The organism is Burkholderia sp. MSMB1072, assembly GCF_001524725.1.
GTDB lineage: Bacteria > Pseudomonadota > Gammaproteobacteria > Burkholderiales > Burkholderiaceae > Burkholderia.
This window is the reverse complement of the sequence record NZ_LOYC01000022.1, coordinates 19,031-38,023: the sequence shown is the minus strand read 5'-3', so window position 1 is coordinate 38,023 and position 18,993 is coordinate 19,031. Positions and strand designations below refer to the sequence as shown.

The window sequence follows — 18,993 nt, the reverse complement described above, 5'->3', positions numbered from 1 at the left end:
GCACGGCGTGCGCGCCCGCCAGCGGTTACGGTTTCTTCGTGCGCTTCGACGTGGCGGCCGCCGGGCGCTTGCCGGCGGCGGCGCGCGGCTTCGCCGCCCCCTTCCTTTCGGCCGCGCCAACCGTGAACGGCCGCGTCGCGGCGGCGTCGCGCTCATCCCGTTCGGACGCCGGCGCACGGCGGCGCCCGCGCGGCTCGCCGGGCTTCGACTGCCTGATTTCCGCCGTCGCGGACACGGATTCCGCCGAACTGTCGTCGAACAGCGGCAGCGTGCTGACGGTGATCAGCTCGGCCGGCCCGTCGCCGACATTGGCTACGCGATGCCGCTTGCGCGCGTCGAAGTGCAGCGAGTCGCCGGGCGCCAGCGGGTAATTTTTCTTGCCGACCGTGTAGCAGATGCGGCCGGCCAGCACGTACACGAATTCGTCGCCGCCGTGCGCGACCCATTCCGACCGGTAGCCTTCCATCATCTGCACCTTCAGTGCGTTGATCTGGCTGCCGTCGAACGTGGTGGAGAGCCGCTCGTACCACTGCGACGCGGCGTCGAGCGCATAGGGCTTGCGACTGCCCTCGTGCGAATCGGGCTGCGTCTGGCGCGGCTGCGCGATCAGCGTGCCGAGCGGCACGCCGAGCGCCTTCGCGACGTTGACGAGCGACGACAGCGAGATGCCCGTCAGATGGCGCTCGACTTGCGACAGGAACCCGACCGACAGTTTCGCCTCGGTCGCGACTTCCAGCAACGTCTTCTTCGCTTCCCGGCGCAGGCGGCGAATGCGCTGGCCGATACGCATGAGGTCTGAATCCATGAATCTCTTTCGTGGCAACGAGTCGGGGCGCAGGCGCAGCGGCGGGGCGGTCGCCGGGGCGGAGGCCGGCGCATTGTACCGCGCGGTGTCGCCGGGCGAATCGGCGTTGTGCCGGGATCCGCAGGCTACGCGCCGATTTTAGTCCTACGAAAATTTTGGCTTGACCTCGATTTCGGCCTGCTCTAGATTCTGTCGCGCATCAAACAAAGTTAAGTGAGACGAAAATTTCCCGAGGGCGGCCGCTGGAACCGCGGCGCGGCCCGGCCGCGCGTCGCGCCATGCGCGGGCCGCGGCGACGTGTGCGGGCGGGCAGGCGCGATGCCGCTCCGCGCCGCCGGCCGCCGACAACAATGAATAACGGGCATCCGATGATCGATCGACTGAAATACAGCTTTTCCGGCCTTCCCCCGTACGACGCGTCCGTCGCCGAGACCCAGGCCGGCCTGTCGCGTCTGCTCGATGCCGCGCGACTCGACGCGGTGCTGATCACGTCGCAGGACGAATACGTGACCGAGTACCTGCCGCGCAGCAACAACCCGCGCTACGCGGTGTCCGGCTTCGACGGCTCGGCCGGCTGCGGGATCTTCCTGAGCGCGGCGACCGCGCAGGCGCTCGGCGTGCCGCCGTTCGTGCTGTTCGTCGACGGCCGCTATCACTTCCAGGCCGACGAGCAGTGCGATCCGGCGCGCGTGCGGGTGGAGAAGCTCGGCATCGACGTGACGATCTGGCAGGCGATGGCCGACTGGCTGGTCGTGCACGCGAGCCGGCTCGCGCGGGTCGGCTACGACGCGCGACGGATCAGCGTCGCGCAGCGCAACCGGCTGTTCGATGAGACGCAGGCCGCGTCGCTCGACTGGGCGAGCCTCGCCGATCGCGAGATCGATCGCGCGATCGCGCTGCCGGGCTGGAACGTCGAGCGGCCGATCTTCGAGATCCCGGCAACGGTGACCGGCCTGAGCGTCGCGCAAAACCTCGACGCGCTGAACCGCCGGCTCGCCGCGCATACCGGCGCGGCCGACGGCAGGACGGCGTTCTTCACCTGCGCATCGGACGATCTCGCGTATCTGCTGAACAGCCGCGGCTATCACATCCCGAATGCGTCGTCGCACCTCGGCTTCCTGTTCGCGATCGGCGACCAGGTGGCGCTGTTTTTGCCGGAAGGCTGCGACCGCTGCGAGGTCGCGCTCGCTTCGTATCCGGCGCTGCACGTGATCCGGCGCGACGTCGCGGCGCTCGAGCGCTTCCTCGCGCAGTTCGCGGTCGAGCACGTGTGCTATGGCTTCGAATCGGTGAACTGCGCGCTCGTCGACGCGGTGAAGCGGGTGTGGCCGCACGCGCGGCACGCCGATTTCAACCCGGTCGAGGCGATGCGCGCGAGCAAGACGCCGGCGGTGCTCGAGCGCTTTCGCGACGCGTTCGCGCGCAGCTCCGCGGCGATCGCCGAAACGATGCGCTGGGCGAAGGCCGGCGAGCCGGGCGTGCGTCACACCGAGTACGATCTCGCACGCACGATCAACGACGCGTACGGCGCACGCTCGGCGGTCGCGCTGTCGTTTCCGTCGATCGCGGCGAATGGCGCGAACAGCGCCTTCGCGCATTACACGGCGGCGAGCGCCGACGTCGAGCTGACCGAAGGCGAACTCGTGCTGCTCGACAGCGGCGCGTATTACGAAGCCGGCTTCGCGACGGACTGCACGCGCGTGGTGCTGCGCCGCACGCGGCCGGACACGGTCGCGCAGCCGTGGCAGCGCGAGATTTACACGGTCGCGCTGAAGGCCTGCATCAAGGGGCTCGTCGCGCGCTTTCCGGCCGCCGCGACGGGCGGCGACGTCGATGCGCTGGTGCGGCAGGTGTGTCGCGATCATGGCTACGATTTCGGCCACGGCACCGGGCACGGCGTCGGGATTCACGTACACGAGGGCGGCGTGCGATTCGCGCCGGGCGCCCGGTACGGGCTGGTGCCGAATGCGGTGATTTCGGTCGAGCCGGGCATCTACCTGCCGGGCAAGGGCGGCGTGCGGATCGAGAACATCGTGATCGTGCGGCCGGACGACGCGCAGCCGGGCACCGTGACGTTCGAGAACATCGTGACGGTCGGCTACGACTGGGATCTGATCGATCTCGACCTGCTGGACGACGCCGAGCGTGCGTATCTGCGCGACTACGAGCGGCTGTGCGTGGAGCGCGGCACGCAGGTCACCGCGTGTCCGCTGCTGTAACGACGGGCAAGGCAGGGGCGCGGCCGCCGGGCGGCCGCGCGGCGCGACGTCAGCGCGTCAGCGCCGAGACGCGTCCGTCGGGGCCGTACACGCCGGCCGGCGCGGGCGCCGAGCGCAGCACCGCGAGCGCGCGCTCGTTGTAGTCCATCCGGATCCGGATCAGCATCCCGTTGTTCGCATTGGCCTGGCGCGCGCGTTCGGCGGCCTGTTGCAGCAGTTGCCAGCGGCTCGCGAGGCGCGCATCGCGTTCGGCCGCCTGGTCCATGCCTTTCTTGCCGGCCGGAAAGCCGAGCGCGGAAAGTTGCGTGTCGCGCGTGCGTTCGAGCTGCGCGAGCCGGTCGATCAGCGCGCTTTTCTTCTCGACGATCCCGGGCAGCATCTCGAGCGGCTCGGCCGTCGTCAGCGCCTTTTCCTCGTAGACGAGCAGGGACGCGAACGCTTCGACCGTCGCGTGTTCGTCGTTGACCGTGGCCAGCAGCTCTTCTCTCATCGCGTCATGCTCGTCACGCCGGTGCGTGCAGTGCTGCGCGCGCCGGCAAACCGGGTGAACCGGCCACGAGGCCGGGATTAGCTGCCCTGCGGGCGCTGCTGCTGCAGCAGTTCGCGGGCGGTGTTCAGTACGCCGTCGGCAATCTTGTTCGCGTCGATCGTCAGCGTGCCGTCGTTCAGCGCGTCCTTGATCGACTGGACCAGGCCCGTGTCGATATCGGCGTCGCCCGACGCGGATATCGAACGCAGCTGGCCCGACAGACCCGACAGGTTCACGGTCGTGTCGCCGCCGGTCGATCCTGCGTCGGCTGCCTGCCCGGACGACTGGGCCGTGCCGGACTGCGCACGGGCCGCGCCGGTGCCGGTCGGCGCGAGGGGGCTCGGTTTCGGAGTGGAATCGATCTTCACGATGGGTTTCCTGTACGGTTTGACCCAGATAACGGCCGGGTCGGCCCGAACTTTAGCATCGCGAGCCCGAAATGCTCCGAATAAACAATTCTTTACATTCTTGCGGCCGATCCGTCCCTACAGCGGGATTTCGACGGTGCCGGCGTCCTTGACGATCGCCGTGACGATCTGCCCGGCCGCCATCCGCACCCGCACCGACTGGCCCGGCGCCGCATTCGCGAGCGCGCTGCCCTCGGCCGAAATCGTGAAGCCGGGGCCGGCCGCGACGACCCGCACCGTCTGGCCGGCCGACACCGATGCCGCGCTCTTCAGCATGTCCTGCCGCAGCGGCAGTCCGGCCGAGATGCGTGCGAGCGCGGTCGCGCCGATCGCCTGCGCCGGATCGGTGATCACCGCGAGCGGCAGCACCGTCAGGTCGCCGTCGCGCGCGACCAGGTCGGCCGCGGACAGCGGCTCGCCGGGCGCGATCTGGCGCGCGGCGACGTAATAGGTGGCCTGCACGGCGACCTTCGCCTGCAGGTAGACGGTCCACGGCCGCTCGCCGGCGCAGCGCACGCCGACCGTCGTGCGGCCCCACAGGCGCGCGCCGGTCGGCAGGAACGGTTCGAGCGTCGTGCACGCGGCGAGCCCGCGCGGAAAGGCGGTCGTGACGGTCGCGGTGGTCTTGCCGGGCAGGCCGGCGATCTGCTGCTGCAGGAACGCGAGCGCCGCGCGCCGGATCGTTTCGGGGTCTTGCCGGCCGGGCGGCGTCGGCTGTGCCGCGGGCTCGGCCGCCGCCGGCGCACGCGGTGCCGGCGCGGATGAAGCGGCGCGCGCCGCGGCGATACGGGCGGCAAGCGCCTGCCGGGGATTCGACGCGGCTTCGGCGGCACCGGTGCCGGCAACGACGGTCGCGACGCCGCCGGGATCGACAGCGCGCGGCGCGCCGTAAGCGGCGTTTGCGGCATTCGCGCGGGCTGCTGCGTAGACGGGGCGTGGTGCTGGCACCGGTACCGGTGCAGGTGCCGGAACGCTCGTCACCCCCATCGATCCGGCCGGCTGCGCCGTGTAGCCGTTGGCGGCCATGCCGACGGCGCCGGGCATGCCCGAAGCGCCGCCAGCGGCTGCACCGGCCATGCCGACCATGCCGACCATGCCGACCATGCCGCCGGCACCGCCCGCCGCACCACCCATGGCCGCATCCGCGCCCGTACCCGCTTTCCCGCCGAACTGCCCGCCGCTCGCCGCATTCGCATGCGCGAGCGCGGTCTCTGCCGTCTCGCCGCGGCCGGGAATCACGATCATCCCGTCGTCCGCGTGCGCGGCCGGCACCGCGGCCCACAGCGCCGCGGCGAGCGCGAGCGCACGGCGCAGGCGTGTGCCGCGTCCGGCGTATTCGCGAAATGCGCTGCGTGCCATCGCCGTGTCCTCGAAGCCGTTGATCCGCTTCGCATTCTAGGGAGCGGGGGCGGCGCGCAAACGATGAATAGAGGGGGGCTTTGCCGCGTTATTCGTCCGATTGCCGGTTGCGTCCCGCGCCTACCATCGCTGTCATGGAAAAAAGCCTCTCGTGTCGCCATCCGGCGCGAGGGGCGTGCAGCGCTTCATACGGAGAGACGCACACATGCTGGACAAACTCGATGCGGAATTCGCGTTCGGCCGACAGGCGCTCGACGTGCGCGCCTACCGGCAGGAACTGCTGTCGTCGAACATCGCGAACGCCGACACGCCCGGCTACCAGGCCCGCGACGTCGATTTCGCGTCGACGCTCGCGCGCTCGCTGAAGCAGGCGAGCGGCGGTCTGGCGCCGAGCAATGCCGCGCAACTGCTGATGGCGCAGCCGGCCGGCGTGACGAGCGGCATGTCGATGGTGTCGACGGCGCCGGGCCACATGGCCGGCACCGCGAAGCTGATCCCGACCGGCGGCCCGTCGGACGACTACGGCCGCGCGCAATACCGGATGCCGTTGCAGCCGTCGCTCGACGGCAACACGGTCGATCTCGACGTCGAGCGCGTGCAGTTCGCGAACAACGCGCTGCACTACGAAACCGGGATGACCGTGATGACCCAGCAGATCAAGGCGATGATCGCCGCGATCACGACGAACTCGTAAGCGCCGTTTCCGAATCCGGACCCCAGCACAAGGAGCCTCCATGCCTTCGTTGATGAATATCTTCGGCGTCGCCGGTTCGGCGCTGTCCGCGCAATCGCAGCGCCTGAACGTCACCGCGTCGAACCTCGCGAACGCCGACAGCGCGACCGGCCCCGACGGCAAGCCGTACAAGGCCAAGCAGGTCGTGTTCGCGACCGATCCGCTCGGCGGCGCGCGCACCGCGTCCGGCCAGGGCGTGGGCGGCGTGCGCGTGACCAAGGTGATGGACGACCCGTCGCCGATGAAATCGACGTACGACCCGGCGAACCCGGCCGCCGACGCGAACGGCTACGTGCAGATGCCGAACGTCGATCCGGTGCAGGAGATGGTGAACATGATCTCGGCGTCGCGCTCGTACCAGGCCAACGTCGAGACGCTGAACACCGCGAAGACGCTGATGCTCAAGACGCTGACGATCGGCTCGTAAGCCGCGCGCCGCCCGACTTTCCATACCGAGAACCGGACCGACAGTTCCGACACAAGGCCACCCAGGATGACTTCCTCCAACACGACGATCGGCGGCAACGGCACCAGCGTGTCGACGCTGCCGACCGACACGATGAACACCAACAACGTGTCGTCGACCAACGGCACGTCGGCGAGCGACCTGCAGGCGACGTTCCTGAAGCTGCTCGTCACGCAGCTGCAGAACCAGGATCCGACGAGCCCGGTGGACAGCTCGCAGATGACGTCGCAGCTCGCGCAGATCAACACGGTGAGCGGCATCGCGCAACTGAACACGTCGCTCACGTCGCTGTCGACGCAACTCGCGGCCGGCCAGCAGACGCAGGCCGCGCTGCTGATCGGCACGAACGTGCTCGCGCCGGGCAACGGCGTCACGGTGAAGAGCGGCGCGGCGTCGCCGTTCGGCGTGTCGCTCACGAGCAGCGTGTCGAACCTGACGATCACCGTGAAGAACTCGGCGGGCGCCGTCGTGAACACGATCAACGCGGGCGCGCAGTCGGCCGGCACCGTGCCGTTCAACTGGACGCCGACCGACGCGGCCGGCAACGCGCTGCCGGACGGCAACTACACGGTCAGCGCGCAGTACACCGGCACCGACGGCAAGACCTACGCGCCGACCGTGCTGGCCGCGTCGCAGGTGCAGAGCGTGATCAAGCAGGCGGACGGCACCGCGGGGCTCGTGCTGTCGAACGGCACGACGGTGGGGCTCACCCAGGTTGCGTCGATCTTCCCGAACACCCGGTCGTCCTCGTCCGGCGACACCACCACCAACTGATCGAGCTTTCTCGTAACGGAGACCGAAATGGGTTATCAACAGGGTCTGAGCGGCCTCGCCGGCGCATCGAACGCGCTCGACGTGATCGGCAACAACATCGCGAACGCGAACACGGTCGGCTTCAAGTCGAGCACCGCGCAGTTCGCCGACATGTACGCGAACTCGGTCGCGACGTCGGTCAACACGCAGATCGGCATCGGCACGACGCTGAACTCGGTGCAGCAGCAGTTCGGCCAGGGCACGATCAATACGACGAACTCGTCGCTCGACGTCGCGATCAACGGCAACGGCTTCTTCCAGATGTCGAACAACGGCGTGACGACGTACTCGCGCGACGGCACGTTCCAGCGCGACAAGAACGGCTACATCGTCAACGCGCAGGGCATGAACCTGATGGGGTACATGGCCGACAAGAACGGCGTGATCAACACCGCGCAGACCGTGCCGCTGCAGGCGCCGACCACCAACATCGCGCCCACCGCCACGACCAGGATCAACGGCCAGTTCAACCTGAACTCGCAGGATACGGTGCCGGCCAAGACGCCGTTCAGCGCGACCGACAACACGACGTACAACTACTCGACGTCGATCCAGGTGTACGACTCGCTCGGCGGTTCGCAGGCGGTCAACATGTATTTCGTGAAGTCGGCGGCCGGCACGTGGGAAGCGTACGCGGGCGTGCAGGGCGGCACGACGACCGATCTCGGCACGATCACGTTCAATTCGGCGGGGGCGATCTCGAGCACGACGACCGGCACGCCGGCCGCGCCGACCGCATCGCTCGGCCAGTTCCAGTTCACCGTGCCGAACACCGACGGCTCGGCGACGCCGCAACAGCTCACGCTCGACCTGACCGGCACGACGCAGTACGGCGGCAAGGACGGCGTGAACAACCTCGCGCAGGACGGCTACGCGAGCGGCACGCTGACGACCTACTCGATCGGCACCGACGGCAAGCTGACCGGCAACTACTCGAACGGCCAGACCGCCGTGCTCGGCCAGATCGCGCTCGCGAACTTCAACAACCCGAACGGGCTCGTGAACCTCGGCGGCAACCAGTACGCGGAATCCGCCGCGTCGGGCGTGCCGCAGATCTCGGCGCCGGGCAGCACGAACCACGGCACGCTGCAGGGCAGCGCGCTCGAGAACTCGAACGTCGACCTCACGTCGCAGCTCGTCAACCTGATCACCGCGCAGCGCAACTACCAGGCGAACGCGCAGACGATCAAGACGCAGCAGACCGTCGACCAGACGCTCATCAACCTGTAAGCGCGGATAACCGGCAGCCATGGACCGACTGATCTATACGGCGATGACGGGCGCGTCGCAGTCGCTCGACCAGCAGGCGATCGTCGCGAACAATCTCGCGAACGCGTCGACGACGGGTTTTCGCGCGCAGCTCGCGACGTATCGCGCGGTGCCGATGAATTTCGGCGACGGCAGCAACATCGACCCGGCGACGACGCGCACCTACGTGCTGTCGTCCACGCCCGGCGCCGATTACGCGCCGGGCCCGATCACGCGCACCGGCAATCCGCTCGACGTCGCCGTGCAGGGCCCCGGCTGGCTGTCGGTGCAGACGGCCGACGGCAGCGAGGCGTACACGCGTGCCGGCAACCTGCACGTCGACGAAAACGGCCAGCTCGTCAACGCGAGCAACCTGCCGGTGGTCGGCAACGGCGGCCCGATCTCGGTGCCGCCGAACGCGGAAGTGACGATCGGCAAGGACGGCACGGTGTCCGCGCTGATGCCGGGCGACCCGCCGACGGCGGTCGCGATCGTCGACCAGCTGAAGCTCGTCAATCCCGATCCGGCCACGCTCACGCGCGGCAACGACGGGCTGTTCCGCACCGCCGACGGCAATCCGGCCGACGTCGACCCGAACGTGGTCGTCACGCCGAATTCGCTCGAAGGCAGCAACGTGAATCCGGTGACCGCGATGGTCGCGATGATCGACAACGCGCGCGCGTTCCAGCTTCAGTCGAAGCTGATCCAGACGGCCGACCAGAACGAGCAGACGGCGAACCAACTGCTCAACTTCAGCTGAGCGGCCAGGCCGTAGCTACCAGGAGAAGATTCAACATGAACCGTTCGCTCTACATCGCCGCCACCGGCATGAATGCGCAGCAGGCGCAGATGGACGTGATTTCGAACAACCTCGCGAACACCAGCACGAACGGCTTCAAGGCGTCGCGCGCGGTGTTCGAGGATCTGCTGTACCAGACCATCCGCCAGCCCGGCGCGAATTCGACGCAGCAGACCGAGCTGCCGTCGGGCCTGCAGCTCGGCACCGGCGTGCAGCAGGTCGCGACCGAGCGCCTGTACACGCAGGGCGGCCTCACGCAGACCGGCAACTCGAAGGACGTCGCGATCAACGGCGCGGGCTTCTTCCAGGTGCTGATGCCGGACGGCACCAACGCGTACACGCGCGACGGCTCGTTCCAGACCAACGCGCAGGGCCAGCTCGTCACGTCGAGCGGCTACCAGGTGCTGCCGGCGATCACCGTGCCGCAGAACGCGCAGTCGCTGACGATCGGCAAGGACGGCGTCGTGTCGGTCACGCAGCCGGGCTCGAACAACGCGGTCCAGATCGGCTCGCTGCAGATCGCGACCTTCATCAACCCGGCCGGCCTCGAGGCGAAGGGCGAGAACCTGTTCGCGGAAACGACGTCGTCGGGCGCGCCGAACGTGTCGCAGCCGGGGCTGAACGGCGCGGGCGTGCTCAACCAGGGCTACGTCGAGGCGTCGAACGTGAACGTCGTGCAGGAACTCGTCAACATGATCCAGACCCAGCGTGCCTACGAGATCAACAGCAAGGCCGTGACGACGTCCGACCAGATGCTGCAGACCGTCACGCAGATGAAGAGCTAACCGGAACGTCCCGTCGTCGCCATGAAGCAGGTTCGCCTCCCCTCGTCAGCCACCGTCCGCGCCGCCTGCGCGGTCGCGGTGGCGGCGCTCGCCGGTTGCGCGCAGATCCCGCGCGATCCGATCATCCAGCAGCCGATGACGGCGCAGCCGCCGATGCCGATGTCGATGCAGGCGCCCGGCTCGATCTACAACCCCGGCTACGCTGGGCGGCCGCTGTTCGAGGATCAGCGGCCGCGCAACGTCGGCGACATCCTGACGATCATGATCGCGGAGAACATCAACGCGACCAAGTCGTCGGGCGCGAACACGAACCGGCAGGGCAACACCGACTTCAACGTGCCGACGGCCGGCTTCCTCGGCGGGCTGTTCGCGAAGGCGAACCTGTCGGCCACCGGCGCGAACAAGTTCGCGGCCACCGGCGGCGCGAGCGCGGCGAACACGTTCAACGGCACGATCACGGTGACCGTCACCAACGTGCTGCCGAACGGCAACCTCGTGGTGAGCGGCGAGAAGCAGATGCTGATCAACCAGGGCAACGAATTCGTGCGCTTCTCGGGGGTCGTCAACCCGAACACGATCTCGGGCGCGAACTCCGTCTATTCGACGCAGGTCGCCGACGCGAAGATCGAATACTCGTCGAAGGGCTACATCAACGAAGCCGAGACGATGGGCTGGCTGCAGCGGTTCTTCCTCAACATCGCGCCGTGGTGACGACGATGCAGACGACCCTGTTCGGCCGCCTGTCGGCCCGCGCGCAGACGGCCGCGCGGCTCGCCGTCGCGTTCGCGGCCGTGGCTGCCTGCATGCTCGGCGCCGCGCCCGCGCAGGCGGAACGCCTGAAGGATCTCGCGCAGATCCAGGGCGTGCGCGACAACCCGCTGATCGGCTATGGCCTCGTCGTCGGCCTCGACGGCACGGGCGACCAGACGATGCAGACGCCGTTTACGACGCAGACGCTCGCGAACATGCTCGCGAACCTCGGCATCTCGATCAACAACGGTTCGGCCAACGGCGGCCCGTCGTCGCTGAACAACATGCAGTTGAAGAACGTCGCGGCGGTGATGGTGACGGCCACGCTGCCGCCGTTCGCGCGGCCGGGCGAGGCGCTCGACGTGACCGTGTCGTCGCTCGGCAACGCGAAGAGCCTGCGCGGCGGCACGCTGCTGCTCACGCCGCTGAAGGGCGCGGACGGCCAGGTGTACGCGCTTGCGCAGGGCAACATGGCGGTCGGCGGCGCGGGGGCCAGCGCGAACGGCAGCCGCGTGCAGGTGAACCAGCTCGCGGCCGGCCGGATCGTCGGCGGCGCGATCGTCGAGCGCGCGGTGCCGAACGCGGTCGCGCAGATGAACGGCATGCTGCAACTGCAACTGAACGACATGGATTACGGCACCGCGCAGCGGATCGTGTCCGCGGTCAATTCGAGCTTCGGCCCGGGCACCGCGACGGCGCTCGACGGCCGCACGATCCAGCTCGCGGCGCCGGCCGACTCCGCGCAGCAGGTCGCGTTCATGGCGCGGCTGCAGAACCTCGACGTGAGCCCGGACAAGGCCGCCGCGAAGGTGATCCTGAACGCGCGCACCGGCTCGATCGTGATGAACCAGATGGTCACGCTGCAAAGCTGCGCGGTCGCGCACGGCAACCTGTCGGTGGTCGTCAACACGCAGCCGGTGGTGTCGCAGCCCGGGCCGTTCTCGAACGGGCAGACGGTGGTGGCGCAGCAGTCGCAGATCCAGCTCAAGCAGGACAACGGCGCGCTGAAGATGGTGACGGCCGGCGCGAATCTCGCCGACGTCGTGAAGGCGCTGAACACGCTCGGCGCGACGCCCGCGGACCTGATGTCGATCCTGCAGGCGATGAAGGCGGCCGGCGCGCTGCGCGCCGATCTGGAGATCATCTAAATGGCAGCTACGCTCCCCAACGCAAACGACCTCACGCAGCGCTTCGCGCTCGACGTGCAGGGTTTCGATGCGCTGCGCGCGCAGGCGAAGCAGTCGCCGCAGGCCGGCGCGAAGGCGGTGGCCGGCCAGTTCGACGCGATGTTCACGCAGATGATGCTCAAGAGCATGCGCGACGCGTCGCCCGACGGCGGGCTGTTCGATTCGCATACGTCGAAGATGTACACGTCGATGCTCGACCAGCAGCTCGCGCAGCAGATGTCGACGCGCGGAATCGGCGTCGCCGACGCGCTGATGAAGCAGCTGCTGCGCAATGCGGGCGCCGGCGCGGGCAGCGACACGGCGGCCGACGTCGGCGCGGGCGGCCTGGGCGCCCGCGGCCTCGGCACGGCCGGCAACGAAGGCAGTCTCGCCGCGATGAACGCGATGGCGAAGGCGTATGCGAACGCGGCGAACAACGGCGGGCTCGCCGGCGCGCGCGGCTATTCGGCCGGCAGCGCGCTGACGCCGCCGCTGAAGGGCGCGAGCGGCGTGCAGGACGCGGATGCGTTCGTCGACCGGCTCGCGGCCCCCGCGCAGGCGGCCAGTGCGACGACCGGCATCCCGGCGCGTTTCATCGTCGGGCAGGCCGCGCTCGAATCGGGCTGGGGCAAGCGCGAGATCCGCGCGGCGGACGGCTCGACCAGCTACAACGTGTTCGGCATCAAGGCGAACAAGGGCTGGACCGGCCGCACCGTGTCGGCGCTGACCACCGAGTACGTGAACGGCACGCCGCGCCGCGTGGTCGCGAAATTCCGCGCGTACGACTCGTACGAGCACGCGATGACCGATTACGCGAACCTGCTGAAGAACAATCCGCGCTACGCGGGCGTGCTGAGCGCGAGCCGCAGCGTCGAAGGCTTCGCGCACGGCATGCAGAAGGCCGGCTACGCAACCGACCCCAATTACGCGAAGAAGCTGATCTCGATCATGCAGCAGATCGGCTGACGGGCTCGCCCGCCACCGGTTCGCCCTTTCGGACCGCGCCCGGCACCCCGCCGCGCGCGGTTTCAACGTTTGCGCGAAATAAATCGCCGTTTCGATCTAAACTTTCGGTCAGCACTGCCGCTAAGTGTGAGAGACCTGCGACCGGGCCCCCGTTCTGGCCCGGTTTTATCGCGCACCGGTTGCCCCGGGCGCCCATGACAAGAAAGACCGGCTAGCCATGAATATCGAAACGTCGACGGACCCCAGCCTGGATGCAGGCCACTCCGGGCCCGACTATGCCCGCCGCAATCCGCTGGAAATCGGCGTGCAGCTGCGCAACCTCGTGAATCGCGGCGATTTCCTGACCGTCCAGTACCCGGGCGGCCAGCTCGTCACGCGCCTGCTCGAGGTCGACGTCGGCGCGCGGACGTTCACGTTCGACTGGGGCGCGCTGTCCGAGCAGAACGCCGGCATCCTCGGCGCGTCGCACTGCACGTTCGCGGCCGCGCCGGAAGGCGTGCGCGTCGAATTCGCCACGGGCACGCCGCGCGAGACGCGCTACGAGGGGCTGCCCGCGTTCGTCGCCGATTTCCCCGACGTGCTGGTCTGCATCCAGCGCCGCGAGTATTTCCGCGTCGACGCGCCGATCGTCGATCCGTTCCTGTGCCGCGGCAAGCTGCCGGACGGCGAAAGCTTCCTGTTCGAGGTGCACAACCTGTCGCTCGGCGGCGTGGGGCTGCGCACGGCCGACGAGCGTGTCGAGGCGCTCGAGGTCGGCACGCTGCTGCCGGACGTCGAGCTCGAGCTGACCGGCCACGGCAAGCTGTCGCTCGACCTGCAACTGGTGTCGCAGCGTTCGACGCAGATGCCGAACGGGTCGCGGCGCTACCAGCTCGGCTTTCGCTACATGTCGCTGCCGGGCAGCGCGGAGAACACGCTGCAGCGGCTGATCACGCAGCTCGAAATGAAGCGCCGCTCGCTCGCGCGGGCCTGACGCGCGGTTGGCGGGCGGCCCCGTACGGGCCGCTCGCACGGCGCGGCCGGCGGGCTCGCCGGCCGCCTCGACCGGCGCCGCACGCCCGTGCGTCGCGCGTGCATTTTTTCCTCAATTTTCTCGATCCGCGGCCGTTATACCGGGAGTCACGCAACCCGGCGGCCGCAGCGCGGCCGGCTCATCAGGATCGCGCATGTCCAACACACTCATGAACCTCGGCGTCAGCGGCCTGAATGCCGCGCTCTGGGGCCTCACGACGACCGGCCAGAACATCAGCAACGCCGCGACGCCGGGCTATTCGGTCGAACGCCCCGTCTATGCCGAGGCAAGCGGGCAGTACACCAGCAGCGGCTACATGCCGCAGGGCGTGAACACCGTCACCGTGCAGCGGCAGTACAGCCAGTACCTGAGCGACCAGCTGAACGGCGCGCAGACGCAGGGCGGCGCGCTGTCGACGTGGTACTCGCTCGTCACGCAGCTGAACAACTACATCGGCAGCCCGACGGCTGGCATCTCGACCGCGATCACGAGCTACTTCACCGGCATGCAGAACGTCGCGAACAGCGCGTCCGACTCGTCGGTGCGGCAGACCGCGATGAGCAATGCGCAGACGCTCGCGAACCAGATCACGGCGGCCGGCCAGCAGTACGACGCGCTGCGCCAGAGCGTGAACACGCAGCTCACGAGCACCGTCACGCAGATCAACGCGTACACCGCGCAGATCGCGCAACTGAACCAGCAGATCGCCGCGGCGAGCAGCCAGGGCCAGCCGCCGAACCAACTGATGGACCAGCGCGACCTCGCGGTGTCGAACCTGTCGAATCTCGCGGGCGTGCAGGTGGTGCGCAACAGCGACGGCTACAGCGTGTTCATGTCGGGCGGCACGCCGCTCGTCGTCGCGGACAAGAGCTACCAGCTCGCGACCGTCACGTCGCCGTCCGATCCGAGCGAGCTGACCGTCGTGTCGCAGGGCATCGCCGGCGCGAATCCGCCGGGGCCGAACCAGTTCCTGTCCGACGCGTCGCTGTCGGGCGGCACGCTCGGCGGCCTGCTCGCGTTCCGCAGCCAGACGCTCGACCCGGCCGAGGCCCAGCTCGGCGCGATCGCGACCAGCTTCGCCGCGCAGGTCAACGCGCAGAACGCGCTCGGCATCGACCTGTCGGGCAAGGTGGGCGGCAACCTGTTTTCGACCGGCGCGCCGATCACGTACGCGAACCAGGGCAATACCGGCAACGCGGCGCTGTCCGTGTCGTTCGCGAACGCCGCGCAGCCGACCACCAGCGACTACACACTCGCGTACGACGGCACGAACTACACGCTGACCGACCGCGCGAGCGGCACGGTGGTCGGCACGTCGACGTCGATGCCGGCATCGATCGGCGGCCTGAACTTATCGTTCTCGTCCGGCTCGATGAGCGCCGGCGACAAGTTCACCGTGCAGCCGACACGCGGCGCGCTGAACGGCTTCGGCCTCGCGACGTCGAACGGCTCCGCGATCGCGGCGGCCGCGCCGTACGTGCCGTCGGCCACGACGACCAACACCGGCAACGGCACGATCGGCGGGCTGTCGGTCACGAGCGCGACGGCCGCGGCCAACGCGCACAACTACACGATCACGATGGGCGGCACCGCGGCCGCGCCGACCTATACGGTCACCGACAACACGGCCGTGCCGCCGACGACCAGCGCCGCGCAGCCGTACCAGTCCGGCTCGCCGATCACGCTGACGGCGGGTGTCACGGTCACGGTATCGGGCACGCCGGCGGTGGGCGACACGTTCAAGGTCGCGCCGAACACGGGCGGCACGAACGACGGAAGCAACGCGCTCGCGCTGTCGAAGCTCGTCAACTCGAAGGCGTTCGGCAACGGCTCGACCACGTTGACGGGCGCGTACGCGAACTACGTGAACGGCATCGGCAACACGGCGAGCCAGCTGAAGTCGTCGAGCGCCGCGCAGACCGCGCTGGTCGGCCAGATCACGCAGGCGCAGCAGTCGGTGTCGGGCGTGAACCAGAACGAGGAAGCGGCCAACCTGATGCAGTACCAGCAGCTCTACCAGGCGAACGCGAAGGTGATCCAGACCGCGTCGACGCTGTTCCAGACCGTGCTCGGCCTGTTCAACTAATTTCGGAACCGAAGCGATGCGGATTTCCACTGCGCAGTTCTACCAGATGAACGTCGCTCAAATGAGCGACCAGCAGGCGCAGCTCTCGCAGCTGTACCAGCAGATCTCCAGCGGCGTGAGCCTCGCGACGCCGGCCGACAACCCGCTCGGCGCGGCGCAGGCCGTGCAGCTGTCGATGACGTCGGCGACGCTGTCGCAGTACGCGTCGAACCAGAACGCCGCGCTGTCGTCGCTGCAGAAGGAAGACCAGACGCTCATCAGCGTCAACAACCTGCTGAACAGCATTCACACGGTCGTGATCCAGGCCGGCGACGGCTCGCTGTCGGACAGCGATCGTTCCGCGCTGTCGACGCAACTGCAGGGCTATCGCGACCAGTTGCTGACGCTCGCGAACTCGACCGACGGCGCGGGCAATTACCTGTTCGCCGGCTTCAAGACGGCCACTGCGCCGTTCTCGAACGCGCCGGGCGGCGGCGTGACCTACAGCGGCGACACCGGCTCGCGCGAGGTGCAGATCGCCGACACGCGTTCGATCGCACAGGGCGACAACGGCGCGAACGTGTTCCTGTCGGTGCCGATGCTCGGCAGCCAGCCGGTGCCGCTTGCCGGCGCGGGCAACACGGGCACGGGCACGATCGGCGGCGTGACGATCACGAGCCCGTCGGCCGCGACCAACGCGCACCAGTTCACGATCGCGTTCGGCGGCACGGCCGCGGCGCCCACGTACACGGTGACCGACAACACCGTCGTGCCGCCGACCACGACCCCCGCGCAGCCGTATTCGGACGGCGCCGGGATCGCGCTCGGCAACGGCCTGTCGGTGCCCGTGTCGGGCAAGCCGGCGCCGGGCGACACGTTCACGGTCACGCCCGCGCCGCAGGCCGGCACCGACGTGTTCGCGGCGCTCGACACGATGATCGCCGCGCTGAAGGTGCCGATCAGCAGCAACACGGCCGCCGCGACCGCGCTCGCGAACGCGATGACCACCGGCACGACGAAGCTGAACAACATGATGACGAACGTCCTCACCGTGCAGGCGTCGGTGGGCGGCCGCGAGCAGGAAATCAAGGCGATGCAGGCCGTAAACCAGACCAATACGCTGCAGGTCAGCAGCAACCTGGCCGACCTCACGAGCACCAACATGGTTGCGACGATCAGCCAGTTCCTGCAGATGCAGAACGCGCTGACGGGCTCGCAGAAGGCGTACGCGCAGTTGCAGAACCTGTCGCTGTTCCAGTACATCAACCCCTGATGCACGATACGCCGGCCGCGATGTGAGCGCACGCTTACCTCGCAGCCGGCGCTGGCCGCCCCGCGCGCATCGCGCCCGGGCGGGCACTTCGCCGGGCCGCGCGGTCGCGCGCCGGTTCTCTCGCGCGGCCGGACGTTTGCGCACCTTGCTGCACCGCTTGCCGATTCCGCGTACCGGTTCGCTTGCCAGCCCCATTTCCGCTCCGTAAACTCGCGCCAGATTCCAGACCGGCGCATCCCTGGCAGCCGGCGACCGACGACCGACAGGAGCGCTTTCCCCATGTCCGATTCCTATTTCCCGCGCTGGCGGGTCCGACCGACCGGCGCGGCCTCGCGCGTGGTCGGCCCCGACGAGCGCCTCGCGTGGCCGCAGATGGTCGCGATGGGCGTGCAGCACGTCGTCGCGATGTTCGGCTCGACCGTGCTCGCGCCGCTGCTGATGGGCTTCGACCCGAACCTGTGCATCTTCATGTCGGGCATCGGCACGCTGCTGTTCTTCGTGCTGGTGGGCGGCCGCGTGCCGAGCTATCTCGGCTCGAGCTTCGCGTTCATCGGCCTCGTGATCGCGGTGACGGGCTACGGCGGCAGCGGGCCGAACCCGAACATTCCGGTCGCGCTCGGCGGGATCGTCGCGTGCGGCGTCGTGTACGTCGCGCTCGGCGCGCTGGTGCAGGCGATCGGCACGCGCTGGATCGAGACGCTGATGCCGCCCGTCGTGACCGGCGCGGTGGTTGCGGTGATCGGGCTGAACCTCGCGCCGATCGCGGTCAAGGGCGTGTCGGGCTCGACCTTCGAATCGGTGATGGCGCTCGTCACGGTGCTGTGCGTCGGCGGCGTCGCGGTGTTCGCGCGCGGGATGATGCAACGCCTGCTGATCCTGGTCGGGCTCGCGATCGCCTACGTGATCTACGCGATCGCGACCAACGGGATGGGCCTCGGCAAGCCGATCGATTTCGCGATCGTCGCGCAGGCCGCGTGGTTCGGCGTGCCGAGCTTCCGCGCGCCGGTGTTCGATCCGCACGCGATGCTGATGCTCGCGCCGATCGCGGTGATCCTGGTCGCGGAGAACCTCGGCCACATCAAGGCCGTCAGCGCGATGACGGGCACCAACCTCGACCGCTACGTCGGCCGCGCGTTCATCGGCGACGGGCTCGCGACGATCGTGTCGGGCAGCGTCGGCGGCACGGGCGTGACCACGTACGCGGAGAACATCGGCGTGATGGCCGTCACGCGGATCTATTCGACGCTGGTGTTCGCGCTCGCCGCGCTGATCGCGATCGGGCTCGGCTTCTCGCCGAAGTTCGGCGCGGTGATCCAGACGATTCCCGGCCCCGTGCTCGGCGGCGTGTCGATCGTCGTGTTCGGGCTGATCGCGGTGACGGGCGCGCGGATCTGGGTCGTCAACAAGGTCGACTTCTCCGACAACCGCAACCTGATCGTCGCGGCCGTCACGCTGGTGCTCGGCGCCGGCGACTTCTCGCTGAAGATCGGCGGCTTCGGGCTCGGCGGGATCGGCACCGCGACCTTCGGCGCGATCATCCTGTACGCGATCCTGCGCAAGGAAAAGGAACCGGGGCCGGTGGTGTGATTCGACAGCGG

The 18,993-nt window shown here is 68.8% G+C and carries 18 protein-coding genes; 14 read left to right on the top strand and 4 right to left on the bottom strand.

Annotated elements, in window-relative coordinates:
* Positions 1-25: 25 nt before the first annotated feature.
* On the bottom strand, positions 26-805 hold the full coding sequence (locus tag WS89_RS11325; protein WP_059791010.1) for a helix-turn-helix domain-containing protein: 780 nt from the start codon (positions 803-805) through the stop codon (positions 26-28).
* Positions 806-1,173: 368 nt separating this feature from the next.
* Here WS89_RS11325 and WS89_RS11320 point away from each other — a divergent pair, with 368 nt between their 5' ends.
* Positions 1,174-3,024 carry a M24 family metallopeptidase gene (locus WS89_RS11320; protein WP_059791008.1) on the top strand — a complete coding sequence of 617 codons (1,851 nt, stop codon included), beginning with the start codon at positions 1,174-1,176 and terminating at the stop codon, positions 3,022-3,024.
* Positions 3,025-3,073: 49 nt separating this feature from the next.
* On the opposite strand, the gene WS89_RS11315 is transcribed toward WS89_RS11320, so the two are convergent.
* The 3 genes from WS89_RS11315 to flgA form a co-directional block, all read right to left on the bottom strand.
* A complete protein-coding gene (locus WS89_RS11315) occupies positions 3,074-3,514 on the bottom strand; it encodes a flagella synthesis protein FlgN (protein WP_006477557.1) in 441 nt (146 codons plus the stop codon).
* A gap of 77 nt (positions 3,515-3,591) precedes the next feature.
* Positions 3,592-3,921: a flagellar biosynthesis anti-sigma factor FlgM gene (gene flgM, locus WS89_RS11310; RefSeq protein ID WP_059791006.1), complete on the bottom strand. Its 330-nt coding sequence runs from the start codon at positions 3,919-3,921 to the stop codon at positions 3,592-3,594.
* A gap of 117 nt (positions 3,922-4,038) precedes the next feature.
* Positions 4,039-5,319 (bottom strand): flagellar basal body P-ring formation chaperone FlgA, encoded by a 1,281-nt coding sequence (flgA, locus tag WS89_RS11305; protein ID WP_059791004.1) that lies wholly within the window; start codon positions 5,317-5,319, stop codon positions 4,039-4,041.
* A gap of 205 nt (positions 5,320-5,524) precedes the next feature.
* Here flgA and flgB point away from each other — a divergent pair, with 205 nt between their 5' ends.
* The 13 genes from flgB (at position 5,525) to WS89_RS11240 (ending at position 18,982) form a co-directional block, all read left to right on the top strand.
* On the top strand, positions 5,525-6,013 hold the full coding sequence (gene flgB, locus WS89_RS11300) for a flagellar basal body rod protein FlgB (protein WP_059791002.1): 489 nt from the start codon (positions 5,525-5,527) through the stop codon (positions 6,011-6,013).
* Between the two features lie 40 nt (positions 6,014-6,053).
* Positions 6,054-6,479: a flagellar basal body rod protein FlgC gene (gene flgC, locus WS89_RS11295; protein ID WP_006477560.1), complete on the top strand. Its 426-nt coding sequence runs from the start codon at positions 6,054-6,056 to the stop codon at positions 6,477-6,479.
* 66 nt (positions 6,480-6,545) lie between these two features.
* Positions 6,546-7,292 carry a flagellar hook assembly protein FlgD gene (locus tag WS89_RS11290; protein ID WP_059500637.1) on the top strand — a complete coding sequence of 249 codons (747 nt, stop codon included), beginning with the start codon at positions 6,546-6,548 and terminating at the stop codon, positions 7,290-7,292.
* A gap of 27 nt (positions 7,293-7,319) precedes the next feature.
* Positions 7,320-8,561, top strand: a complete 1,242-nt coding sequence (gene flgE / locus WS89_RS11285; protein ID WP_059500638.1) for a flagellar hook protein FlgE — start codon at positions 7,320-7,322, stop codon at positions 8,559-8,561.
* Positions 8,562-8,580: 19 nt separating this feature from the next.
* Positions 8,581-9,339: a flagellar basal-body rod protein FlgF gene (gene flgF / locus WS89_RS11280; protein WP_059500639.1), complete on the top strand. Its 759-nt coding sequence runs from the start codon at positions 8,581-8,583 to the stop codon at positions 9,337-9,339.
* A 35-nt stretch (positions 9,340-9,374) separates the two neighbouring features.
* On the top strand, positions 9,375-10,163 hold the full coding sequence (flgG, locus tag WS89_RS11275; RefSeq protein ID WP_034208601.1) for a flagellar basal-body rod protein FlgG: 789 nt from the start codon (positions 9,375-9,377) through the stop codon (positions 10,161-10,163).
* Positions 10,164-10,184: 21 nt separating this feature from the next.
* The gene (gene flgH, locus WS89_RS11270) at positions 10,185-10,874 is read left to right on the top strand and encodes a flagellar basal body L-ring protein FlgH (protein ID WP_034208600.1); all 690 of its coding nucleotides are present in this window, start codon (positions 10,185-10,187) and stop codon (positions 10,872-10,874) included.
* A gap of 5 nt (positions 10,875-10,879) precedes the next feature.
* Positions 10,880-12,061, top strand: coding sequence for a flagellar basal body P-ring protein FlgI (locus WS89_RS11265; protein WP_059500665.1), 1,182 nt, complete (start codon positions 10,880-10,882; stop codon positions 12,059-12,061).
* Entirely contained in the window at positions 12,062-13,045 is a 984-nt protein-coding gene (gene flgJ / locus WS89_RS11260) for a flagellar assembly peptidoglycan hydrolase FlgJ (RefSeq protein ID WP_059791001.1), read from the top strand.
* Between the two features lie 217 nt (positions 13,046-13,262).
* Positions 13,263-14,018, top strand: a complete 756-nt coding sequence (locus tag WS89_RS11255; RefSeq protein ID WP_034208598.1) for a flagellar brake protein — start codon at positions 13,263-13,265, stop codon at positions 14,016-14,018.
* A 193-nt stretch (positions 14,019-14,211) separates the two neighbouring features.
* Entirely contained in the window at positions 14,212-16,143 is a 1,932-nt protein-coding gene (flgK, locus tag WS89_RS11250; RefSeq protein WP_059790999.1) for a flagellar hook-associated protein FlgK, read from the top strand.
* Between the two features lie 16 nt (positions 16,144-16,159).
* A complete protein-coding gene (flgL, locus tag WS89_RS11245) occupies positions 16,160-17,395 on the top strand; it encodes a flagellar hook-associated protein FlgL (protein WP_059500643.1) in 1,236 nt (411 codons plus the stop codon).
* Between the two features lie 279 nt (positions 17,396-17,674).
* A complete protein-coding gene (locus tag WS89_RS11240) occupies positions 17,675-18,982 on the top strand; it encodes a solute carrier family 23 protein (RefSeq protein ID WP_059500644.1) in 1,308 nt (435 codons plus the stop codon).
* Positions 18,983-18,993 lie beyond the last annotated feature (11 nt).